The 9,662-nt window shown below is 69.9% G+C and carries 14 protein-coding genes and 1 pseudogene; 12 read left to right on the top strand and 3 right to left on the bottom strand.

The window, feature by feature from the left end; translation table 11 throughout:
• Positions 1–998: pseudogene (locus AQJ64_RS41125) on the top strand (IS481 family transposase); the annotation flags it as partial.
• 103 nt (positions 999–1,101) lie between these two features.
• On the opposite strand, the gene AQJ64_RS41120 reads toward AQJ64_RS41125, so the two are convergent.
• Genes AQJ64_RS41120 through AQJ64_RS41110 form a run of 3 tightly spaced genes read right to left on the bottom strand, consistent with a single transcriptional unit; the run spans position 1,102 to position 2,361 of the window.
• Complete coding sequence (locus AQJ64_RS41120) at positions 1,102–1,470, bottom strand: hypothetical protein (RefSeq protein ID WP_055635083.1); 369 nt, start codon at positions 1,468–1,470, stop codon at positions 1,102–1,104.
• A gap of 5 nt (positions 1,471–1,475) precedes the next feature.
• Complete coding sequence (locus AQJ64_RS41115; RefSeq protein ID WP_055635078.1) at positions 1,476–1,907, bottom strand: ATP-binding protein; 432 nt, start codon at positions 1,905–1,907, stop codon at positions 1,476–1,478.
• Between the two features lie 46 nt (positions 1,908–1,953).
• Entirely contained in the window at positions 1,954–2,361 is a 408-nt protein-coding gene (locus tag AQJ64_RS41110; protein WP_055635079.1) for an NUDIX hydrolase, read from the bottom strand.
• Between the two features lie 110 nt (positions 2,362–2,471).
• On the opposite strand from AQJ64_RS41110, the gene AQJ64_RS41105 reads away from it, so the two are divergent.
• The 11 genes from AQJ64_RS41105 (at position 2,472) to AQJ64_RS41055 (ending at position 9,633) form a co-directional block, all read left to right on the top strand.
• Positions 2,472–3,263 (top strand): GntR family transcriptional regulator, encoded by a 792-nt coding sequence (locus tag AQJ64_RS41105; protein ID WP_055635080.1) that lies wholly within the window; start codon positions 2,472–2,474, stop codon positions 3,261–3,263.
• A 170-nt stretch (positions 3,264–3,433) separates the two neighbouring features.
• Positions 3,434–3,790, top strand: coding sequence for an SCO3933 family regulatory protein (locus tag AQJ64_RS41100; protein ID WP_055635081.1), 357 nt, complete (start codon positions 3,434–3,436; stop codon positions 3,788–3,790).
• Positions 3,790–5,166, top strand: coding sequence for an FtsK/SpoIIIE domain-containing protein (locus AQJ64_RS41095; RefSeq protein ID WP_055635082.1), 1,377 nt, complete (start codon positions 3,790–3,792; stop codon positions 5,164–5,166). Before AQJ64_RS41100 ends, AQJ64_RS41095 begins: the two co-directional genes overlap by 1 nt.
• Positions 5,167–5,251: 85 nt before the next feature.
• The gene (locus AQJ64_RS41090) at positions 5,252–5,887 is read left to right on the top strand and encodes a DUF2637 domain-containing protein (protein WP_059203475.1); all 636 of its coding nucleotides are present in this window, start codon (positions 5,252–5,254) and stop codon (positions 5,885–5,887) included.
• Between the two features lie 3 nt (positions 5,888–5,890).
• The gene (locus tag AQJ64_RS41085) at positions 5,891–6,076 is read left to right on the top strand and encodes a hypothetical protein (RefSeq protein WP_059203474.1); all 186 of its coding nucleotides are present in this window, start codon (positions 5,891–5,893) and stop codon (positions 6,074–6,076) included.
• Between the two features lies 1 nt (position 6,077).
• Entirely contained in the window at positions 6,078–6,269 is a 192-nt protein-coding gene (locus AQJ64_RS41080) for a mobile element transfer protein (protein ID WP_037684465.1), read from the top strand.
• A 16-nt stretch (positions 6,270–6,285) separates the two neighbouring features.
• Positions 6,286–6,480, top strand: a complete 195-nt coding sequence (locus AQJ64_RS41075) for a hypothetical protein (protein ID WP_059203473.1) — start codon at positions 6,286–6,288, stop codon at positions 6,478–6,480.
• Positions 6,481–6,504: 24 nt separating this feature from the next.
• Positions 6,505–6,759 carry a hypothetical protein gene (locus AQJ64_RS41070; RefSeq protein WP_059203472.1) on the top strand — a complete coding sequence of 85 codons (255 nt, stop codon included), beginning with the start codon at positions 6,505–6,507 and terminating at the stop codon, positions 6,757–6,759.
• A 159-nt stretch (positions 6,760–6,918) separates the two neighbouring features.
• Positions 6,919–8,205 carry a replication initiator gene (locus AQJ64_RS41065; RefSeq protein ID WP_079062244.1) on the top strand — a complete coding sequence of 429 codons (1,287 nt, stop codon included), beginning with the start codon at positions 6,919–6,921 and terminating at the stop codon, positions 8,203–8,205.
• Positions 8,198–8,380 carry a helix-turn-helix domain-containing protein gene (locus tag AQJ64_RS41060; protein ID WP_055632810.1) on the top strand — a complete coding sequence of 61 codons (183 nt, stop codon included), beginning with the start codon at positions 8,198–8,200 and terminating at the stop codon, positions 8,378–8,380. Before AQJ64_RS41065 ends, AQJ64_RS41060 begins: the two co-directional genes overlap by 8 nt.
• Positions 8,380–9,633, top strand: a complete 1,254-nt coding sequence (locus AQJ64_RS41055) for a tyrosine-type recombinase/integrase (RefSeq protein ID WP_055632811.1) — start codon at positions 8,380–8,382, stop codon at positions 9,631–9,633. The genes AQJ64_RS41060 and AQJ64_RS41055 overlap by 1 nt, the downstream gene beginning before the upstream one ends.
• Positions 9,634–9,662 lie beyond the last annotated feature (29 nt).

Genomic DNA, 9,662 nt, shown 5'->3' with positions numbered 1-9,662 from the left:
ATCGTTGGGTGCAGGAATACAACTCGATGCGTCCGCATCAGGCCCTGGACATGCAGTCTCCGGGAGACCGGTTCACCCCGGTGCCCGAGGAGGAGCGGGACGTGCTGGGGCTGAAGATTCCCGGAGTGCTGGCGCTGGTGCCGCAGCAGCGGACACCTCCAGCGGACCCGGACCCGGACCCGGACTCGGAGGCGGCTCCGGCTGAAGCCTCGGCTGTGCCCGCCGCCCTGCCTGAGGTGGTCCCGGTCGTGGCGCCGGTGGAGCCCGGTGGGCCGGTGGAGTTCGATCGGGTGGTGCCTGCGAGTGGGAATCTGCAGGTCGCGGGCAAGCAGTTCTGGCTGGGTCCGGCCCGTTCGGGGCTGACGGTGACGTTCTGGGCGGACACCTCGGTGATCCATCTGCTGATCGCTGGGACGCGGATCAAGAGCGTGCGGTCGCACCTGTCGGTGGCTGATCTGGGACGGCTGGCTGTCCGGGGCGGCCGTGCGGCCGGACCGGCCCCGCTGCCTGCCGGTGACGGGATGGCGTTCGAGGTGGACCGGGTCGTGAACAACAGCGGCCTGGTGGGCCTGGCCGGGCGCCAGGTGCTGGCCGCGGAGATCCTCGGCGGCCGCCAGGTGGGCATCCGCATCGACGACGAGACGCTGTCGTTCTTCGACCCGTCCTCGCGGGAACTCCTGCGGGTGCGGCCCAACCCGCTGACCGGAGAGGAAGTGCGTCGGCTGCGGGGCCTGCGTCCGGCCGGACCGCCACCGCGGCCGGGCATCGAGCCGGTGCGGGTGCAGCGGCGGATCAGTGCTGTGGGCACGATCATGGTCTGCCGGCAGGTCGTCTCCCTCGGCCGGACGTACGCAGGCCAGACGGTGACCGTGCACGTGTCGGACACGACGATCACCGTCGACCTGGACGGCCAGGTCCGGGTCATCCGGCGCACGACCGACATTCCCGTCCGCCACGTCAAGGCGAACAAGCCCCACAAGGTTTCCGATGTTGTCTAGGCCCACCGTCAAGCATCAGCTGGGACCAGAACGTCGGGCATCACCTGGGACTAGACACGGATGTCCTCGACTTGCCCGGTCCCGGGTGATGCTTGACAGCCGCTCAGGGCGTGAGGGGTTTGAAGTCGTAAGCGCACATGGGGAGTTCGCTGCCCTGGCGGTGTGCAAGTGGCAGGAAGAGCACCGGTCGGACCGTCCATGTGATGCGCGTGCTGATGTGGGTGATGGACACGCTCCAGGGTTCGCGTCGCAAGAGCGCTCGTCGGGTGTCGATGCGGTGGTCGTAGAGCCGTTCCCATGCCTCCGTGCAGGCTGCTGTGTCGAGTGCCGGTGAGATGGTGCGGAGGATCGTCGCTACCCAGTTGTTCGCCTCCACGGCACCGCGCGCGTCGTAGGACCCAAAGAGTGCCGGCGCCTGCTGCTCGTCCAGGTTCTGTGTCCAGCACTCGCACCAGAAGCCGGGGCTGGTCATCGTCCTCAGCACAGGCGCCCTCCTCCTCGTCGTACGTCTGTGAAGAGCTCCGCGGTGACTGTGTGGCCGGCCTCGCTGTCGTGGACCACGACGCGGTGGGCGATCGTGCTGACCATGCCGAGTCCTCGGCCGCCCTCGGCGTCCTGGTCCTGGTGCTCGACCTTGGGGGCTGTAGCGGTGCCTCCGTCGTCCGTCACCGATACCGCAACCACCTGGGCAGATACCGCGACGGCCAGGTGAAAGCTGCCCTGGTCCCGGCCGCTGGCAGTGTGGAGGATCGCGTTCGCGCTGAGCTCGCTCACGATCAGCTCGGCGTCCTCGGCAAAAGGGGAGCCGCGCAGGATGTCGCGGGTCCAGCGGCGGGCCCGGCTGACCTCTTCCGGGAAACCTGGGCAAGACAGTCCCCAGACTCGCGTCATACTCGTATACTCGTGCATACAAGTTCCTTCATGCTGGTAGGCCGCCATGTGCAGCGGGTTCGGGCTAGACGAGTTTCACGCCGTCGTGGGCGCGGATGGCCGGCGGAGACGCCGCGTCCAAAGCGTCGGTGACGCGGATCGCGTACGCCTCGTCGGCGAGTTCGGAGACTTCTTCACGGGTGGCCCAGCGCAGTGCGCGGGTCTCGTCGCCGGTGGTGGGCGAGCCGTCGGCCGCCTTGCAGCGGAAGACCAGCGAGACGATCAGGCCGGTCATGTTCTTGTAGACGCCGGTGAGAGTCGCGGGAAGCGCGATCTTGATGCCGGTCTCTTCGAGGACTTCGCGCTGAAGGGCTTCGGGGATGGTCTCCTCGCGTTCAAGGACACCGCCCGGGGGCTCCCACTTGCCGTTGTCCCGGCACTGGATCAGGAGGGCCCGGCCCTGGTCGTCGACGACGACCCCGGCCACGCTCACGGAGTGCGGGCGTTCTGTGCTCACGTTCCTCGGCCCCCTCGGGATGGCTAGGCTCTCCACCGTAGCAACAACACTCGCCCACTCGTCTAGATACCTAAAGGAGTACACACGTGAGCCCTTCACTTCCTTCGGGCCTCCTCGGTGATCTCGACCCCACGAGCGATCGTGCGGTCTTCCGGCAGATCGCCGATCAGCTGCGCGAAGCCATCGACCGGGGGCGGTTCCGGGAGGGCGAGAAGCTGCCTTCTGAGGCTGAGCTGGTGGACCACTACGGGGTCTCCCGGATGACGGTCCGCAACTCCTTCTCCGTCCTCCAGGGTGAGGGCCTGGTGCACGCCGAGCACGGCAAGGGCGTGTTCGTCCGGCCGCGTCCGCCCGTGCGGCGTCTCGCCTCCGACCGGTTCGCCCGGCGGCACCGCGAGCAGGGGAAGTCCGCGTTCATCGTGGAAGCGGACGCCGTCGGCAGTCACCCCCAGGTCGACAGTCTCGAGGTGAAGGAAGAGAAGGCCAGTCAGGACGTCTCTGCCCGGCTGGGCTCCGTGCGGCGTGTGCTCGCGCGTCGGCGCCGGTATCTCCTCGACGGGCGTCCGGTCGAGTTCGCGACCTCCTACCTGCCGCTCGACATCGCACGCGGTACGCAGATCGCCGAACCGAACCCCGGGCCCGGCGGCATCTACGCCCGTCTCGAAGAGCTGGGTCACCGGCTCGACCACTTCGAGGAGGAGATCCGTGCCCGGATGCCCTCGCCCGCCGAGGTCAAGACGCTGCACTTGGCGGCCGGCGTGCCCGTCATTCACCTGATCCGCACCGCCTTCGACACCGAGGGGCGGCCCGTGGAGGTCTGTGACACGGTCATGGCGGCGGACGCGTACGTCCTGTCGTACCAGCTCCCGGCCACGTGAGCGGGTGACCGGTGGTGGTGCGCGGGGGACACTTCCTCGAACTCGTACACCCCAACGTGCATACTCGTATAGACGAGTGGGCAAGTTGTGTGGCAGGGTGATCGCTGTGAGCCCGCAAGATCGGGTTCACAGATCGCTACATGTATAGACGAGTAGATAGGAATGCAGCCTTGCGCACCATCCGTGTTGAGACCTCCGCCGCGACGATCCTGCTGACGGAGGCCCCGGAACCGAAGGTCCGCGACCGGCAGACCGGCGAGATCGCCAAGGACGCCGTGAGCGGTGAGGCGCTGATGACCATCGGCGTCGTGTACATCGAGGACGGAGAGTCCTCGCTCATCAAGGTCACCGTCCCGGAGGGCGGCGTCACCGAGGGCCTGATCCTGGGCTCGCCCGTCTCGCTGCCGGGGCTGATCGCCCGGCCGTGGGAGTCCGTGTTCAACGGGCAGCAGCGTCACGGCATCGCCTACCGCGCCGCCGCCGTCACCCCGGCCGCCTTCCCGGCCGCCATGGGGGCCACGGCCTGATGACCGACCTGACGACGCTTCTGGAGGTGGGTGGTCCCCTCGCCGCGCTCGGCGGCGGGGCCGCCTACACCCGGGCCAACCACCCGGCCCTGTACTGGTCGGCCGTCGGCGGTCCGATATCCACCGTCCGCCTCCTCAGCTCGTACGCCTCGGTCATGGAAGCCTGCGGCCTGACCGTGGCCCCGTCCCGGCTGCGGGTCCTCGCAGTCAAGGCCACCACCCGGCGGGAGATCCGGCCCGTGCCGCCCCGGCGGGGCATCATCCGGCCCACCTCGACCGGGCTGCGGCTGCGGCTCCGCCTCGCTCCGGGGCAGGAACCCGCCGACGTCGCCGCCTCGGCCGAACGGCTGCGGCACGCCTGGGGCGTCCACGCCGTCTATGTCACCACCGTCAAGCCCGGTGTCGTCGAACTGCGGCTCGTCGGCTTCGATGTCCTGCGCAAGGTGCGGATGCCGCGCAAGCTCGATGCCGGGTTCCTCAAGGTGCCGGTCGCGCTGCGGGAGGACGCCATGCCCTTCGTACGCGACTACCGGACCGTGCCTCATCAACTCACCCTCGGCGCCACGCTGTCGGGCAAGTCCATGTACCTGCGGCATCTCGTCTCCGGGCTCGCCCGTCAGAACGTCGCCCTCGTCGGCTTCGACTGCAAGCGCGGTGTCGAGCTGGCCCCGTTCGCCCCGCGGCTGTCCGCCCTCGCCACCGAACCGGATGAGGTCGCCGAGCTGCTGCCCGCCCTGGTCAAAGAGATGGAGGACCGATACGACCTGATCAGAGCCCGGCAGGGAATCGCCCCCGGCACCCCGGACGAGGAGATCACCTCGGACATCTGGGGCCTGCCCGAGAGCGAACGGCCCGTGCCCGTCGTGCTGTTCGTCGACGAGGTGGCGGAACTCTTCCTCGTCGCCACGAAGAAGGACGAGGAACGGCGAGACGAGATGGTCACTCAGCTCATCCGCCTCGCCCAGCTCGGCCGCGCGGCCGGCATCTATCTCGAAGTGTGTGGGCAGCGCTTCGGCGCCGAACTCGGCAAGGGCGCCACCATGCTCCGGGCCCAGCTCACCGTTCGCGTCTGCCACCGGGTCAACGATGAAGCCTCCGCCAAGATGGCTTTGGGCGACATCGCCCCGGAAGCGGTCATGGCCGCCTGTGCCATCGCCCCTGAGCTGCCCGGCCTCGCGGTCGCCGGGGACACCTCCGGCGGCTGGTCCCGCATCCGCACCCCCTATCTCTCCCTCGGCGATGCTGCCGACATCTGCCAGGAGACGGCCCACCTGGTGCCCGACCTGCCCGCGCTGAAGCCCTTCCGGCCCGCCGTGCCCGTACGGGCTGTTGAGGCCCCGGTTCCGGCCGTCCAGCCGTACCCCGTGACCGACTGACGCGCCCTTCCCTCCCCGGTCGGCGTGACCGCCTCGCGCCACGTCCCTACCCCTCCCATGCCTGAACCCGGAAGGAGCCGCCATCATGCGTGCCCAACTGGCTCGCGTGGACGCGGTGCTCGTACAGGCGCTGATCGCCGCCGCGCTGTCCTTCGCCCACATCCACGACATCGCCATGGCCGCCGGACAAGACGGCTGGAAAGCCTGGGCCTACCCGGTGTCCGTAGACCTGCTGCTCGTCGCTGCCTGGCGTCGGCTGCGCTCCGGCACAGGGAAGACAGCGGCCTGGTGCTGGTTCGTCATCGCCATCACCGCCTCCCTCGGCGCGAACGTCGCCACCGCCGGCCTGCTCAACCTCGCCGACGTCCCCGCCTGGCTGCGCATCCTCGTCGCGGGCTGGCCCGCCGTCGCCTTCCTCGGCGGCACCCTCCTCGCCCACTCGACACCCCAGACAGCCCCGGCCGCCGAAGTCATCGAGGACCAGGAGGACAACCCCGAACCCACCCCCGAGACAACCACCCCGCCCGCCATCGAGGCACCCCCGGAACCCCCTCCCGTCCCGGTCCCGGCCGCCCTCATCCACCACGCCCGCAAGGTCGCCGCCGAGCACCACACCCGCACCGGCACCCCGATCGACACCCCCACCCTCCGGGCCCGCCTCGGCGTCCCGGCACCCATGGCCGAAGCCATCGCCGCCCGCCTCGCACCGACAGGGAGCTGACCCGTGCCCCTCTTCACCTTCAACACCGCCGCCGACTACCTCGACGCGGCCCGCCAGATGGCCGCCAGCGGTCGGCCCGCGCTCGCCCGACTCCTCGCCGAAGCTGCCGCCGACTGCACCCCGGACCCCGCCGAAGCGGCCCGCATCCTCGACGCCTTCCCCGCCCCCACCCCGCGAGAGGAGCGCTGACATGCCCGCCAACCGCCGCTTCCGCAACGTCACCCGGATCGGTCCCGTCCAGGTCGGCACCGCCTACGACCACCGGGGTCGCGAGAAGCACACCGCCGCCTGCACCGCCCCGCGCTGCAACTTCTCCGCCGACTACGACAGCCGCGCCGCCGCCGAGCTGGCCGCCCGCACCCACCGCTGCCCCGTCCGCTGAAGGGACCCCGCACCCCGTGACGCTCAACCTCCCCCTCGTCGTCGTCCTCGGCTTCTTCGCCTGGGCGGCGGTCAAATACCTCGGCGTCCGCACCTGGACCGTCGTCCTCATCGCCCTCTTCGGCTTCTGGCTCTCGCACACCTTCCTCGCCCCCGCCATCGAGTCCGGCACGCGCAACGGCGTGACCGTCATAAACGGCCAACACATCTAGACGAGTAGACAGGAGATCGCAGCCGTGTTCCTGCCCAAGTACCCGGACAACCCCACCCCGCAGCCCACCCACACCCACACCCACGCCCCGACCGACCCGGCCCCCGTCCGGCGCCCCGCGCTCCCCTCGGTCTCCATCGACCAGAAGACCGTCGCGGCCGTCCTCGTCGGCGGAGTCGTCCTGACCGCGCTCCTGGCCGCCGTCGCCGTCACGGCCATCTCCGTGGCCGTCGCCGCCGTGGTCCTGCGCTCCCTGCTCCGCGACCACCACCGCCGCTGATCAGCGGTCCGGCCTCCGGGGCGGCATGACACGCCCAAGCATCCGCCGCCCCGGTGGCCCACCCTCCCGACCAGTGCCCGTCAGAAGGAGATCGCCATCTTCGCCCGCCCCACCCCGCCCCCACTCCCGGAACTCGGCAAGCTCGCCGCAGACGGCACCCTGCCCGGTATCCTCCGCCAGCTCTCCGGCCTCGGCGGCTGCACCCACCCGATCCGCCTGGACGGCCACCGCACCGAGTACGACATCGACACCGCCACCGGCGAGATCGGCCGCATCCTCCAGCACCTTGACTCGTCCACCCTCCCGGCCGGCCAACTCCTCGTCCGCTGCAACAACCGCCGCACCACCCGCTGCCCCGCCTGCGCCGAGGTCTACCGCCGCGACACCTTCCAACTGATCACCGCCGGACTGCGGGGCGGCAAGGGCACCCCCGAACACGTCGCCACCCACCCCCGCGTCTTCGCCACCTTCACCGCCCCCAGCTTCGGCCCCGTCCACAACCGCCCGTCCTCCGGCCGCCCCTGCCGCTGCGGCACCCACCACGACCAGGAGGACGAGACACTCGGCACCCCGCTCAACCCCGACACCTACGACTACGACGCGGCCGTCCTCTGGAACGCCCACGTAGGCCTCCTCTGGCGGCGCTTCTCCATCCACCTGCGCCGGGAGATCGCCAAACGGGCGGGCCTCTCACAGCGGCATCTGCGTGACCACGCCCGCGTCTCCTTCGCCAAGGTCGCCGAGTACCAGAAGCGCGGAGCCGTCCACTTTCACGCCGTGATCCGCCTTGACGGCCCCGGCGGCGGAGACACCCCGCCCCCGGCCTGGGCCACGGCCGAACTGCTCACCGACGCCATCACCGCCGCCGCGTCCAAGGTCCAGGTCGACGGCCCCACCATCGACGACCGCGCTCACACCTTCACCTTCGGCCGCCAACTCGACGTCCGCATCATCCGCTCCGCCGACTTCAACGACGGCCAGGAGCTGACCGAGCGTGCCGTAGCCGCGTACATCGCCAAGTACGCCACCAAGGGCGCCGAGACAGCCACGGGAGCTCTCGACCGCCCCCTGAAGTTCGCCGCCGAACTCGCCCAGCTCGACATCAGCGACCATGCCCGCCGCCTCATCCGAACCGCCTGGACCCTCGGCGCACGCAAAGACCTCGAACACCTCCGCCTGCGCGCCTGGGCCCACATGCTCGGCTTCCGCGGCCACTTCTCCACCAAGTCCCGCCGCTACTCCACCACCCTCGGCGCCCTCCGCGACGCCCGCGCCGAATGGCGCCGAGCACAAGCCGCAGCCACCACACCCGACAACGGACCCGAGACGACGTACGTCCTCGCGCACTGGGTCTTCGCCGGCACCGGCCTCTCCGACGCCGAAGCCTGGCTGGCCGCATCCATCGAACCGGCCCCCGAAACGGAAGGAGAACCCACCTATGCGTGACGAAAAACTGCTGACCGTCCCGGACGTCATGGCCCGGCTCAAGCTCGGCCGCTCCACGGTCTACGACCTGATCCGCTCCCGTCGGCTCCCTTCAATCACCATCGGCCGCGCTCGCCGTATCCCCTCCATCGCACTCGACGACTACATCCAGCGTCACCTGGAAGAGGCCGCCTGATGACTGCACCCAAGCGCAAGAGCCGTGCCAACGGCGAAGGCACCATCTACCAGCGCAAGGACGGCCGCTGGGAAGCCGCCGGCTACGTCCTCGCTGCCGACGGCACCCGCAAACGCGTCCGCGTCTACGGCACCACCCGCAAAGAGGCGGCCGACAAGCTCACCGAAAAGATCGCCGACAGCAACCGCGGCCTGCCTGTCGCCACCGCCGACAGCACCGTCGGCGACTACCTGACCTACTGGCTGAATGGCGTCGCTGTCCACCGGCTTCGGGAGAACACCCACGTCCGATACGCCGCCTGCGTCCGTCTCCACCTCATGCCCGGCCTCGGCACCAAGAAGGTCGCACGGCTGACCGCCAAAGACGTGCGCACCTTCCTCGACCGCCTGCGCACCACGTGCCAGTGCTGCACCCAAGGGCTGGACGCCGAACGGAAGAGCTGCTGCGCGGTCGGCGAGTGCTGCCAGAAGCGGCTGTCCCCCTTGACCGTGACGTACGTGCATTCGGTGCTCAAGTCGGCGCTGGAGCACGCCGTCCGCGAAGACGAGCTGCCCCGCAACGTCGCCCGAAACGTCAAGGCAACCACACCTCGGCCTCGGCGATTCCGACCGTTCTCCGCAGCCGAAGCCCGCCAGTTCCTCGTCGCCGCCCGCGCCGACCGACTCCACGCGCTGTACGCACTCGCCCTGCGCACCGGACTCCGCAAAGGCGAACTCCTCGGCCTCCACTGGGAAGACCTCGACCTCAGCAACGGAACTGCCAGCATCCGCCGCTCGCTCCAGCGCACCCGAACCGGCGGCCTCACTCATCTGCCCACCAAGACCCTGGCGTCCGAGCGCCGGATCGCGCTCCCGACGGAATGCATCCGCTCCCTCAGGGAGCACAGGCAGCAGCAGTACAAGGAGCGTGAGATCGCAGGGTCAGCTTGGAGAGACAGCGGCCTCGTCTTCACCACACCGACTGGACGGCCTCTCGACCCGGCCAACCTCAACCGGCGCTTCCGCAGCTTCCTCGAACGGGCCGGGCTCCGCCGTATCCGCTTCCACGACCTCCGCCACTCGACCGCCACGCTGCTCCTGGAACAAGGCGTCGACCTCGTCGTGATCAAAGAACTCCTCGGCCACGCACACATAGGCGTCACCGCCGGCGTCTACGCCCACGTCCGACTCCGCCTCCAACGCCAAGCCATCGACACCCTCGGCGACGCCCTCGGCCCGACCGACGACCCACCCGCCGCAGCCACCGTCCGCTGACGTTGCCGTCAGCGTTGCCGTCAACGCGC

Source organism: Streptomyces griseoruber (assembly GCF_001514205.1).
GTDB classification, from domain to species: domain Bacteria; phylum Actinomycetota; class Actinomycetes; order Streptomycetales; family Streptomycetaceae; genus Streptomyces; species Streptomyces griseoruber.
The sequence above is the reverse complement of the archived record's forward strand: the minus strand, read 5'-3'. Positions and strand labels throughout refer to the sequence as shown.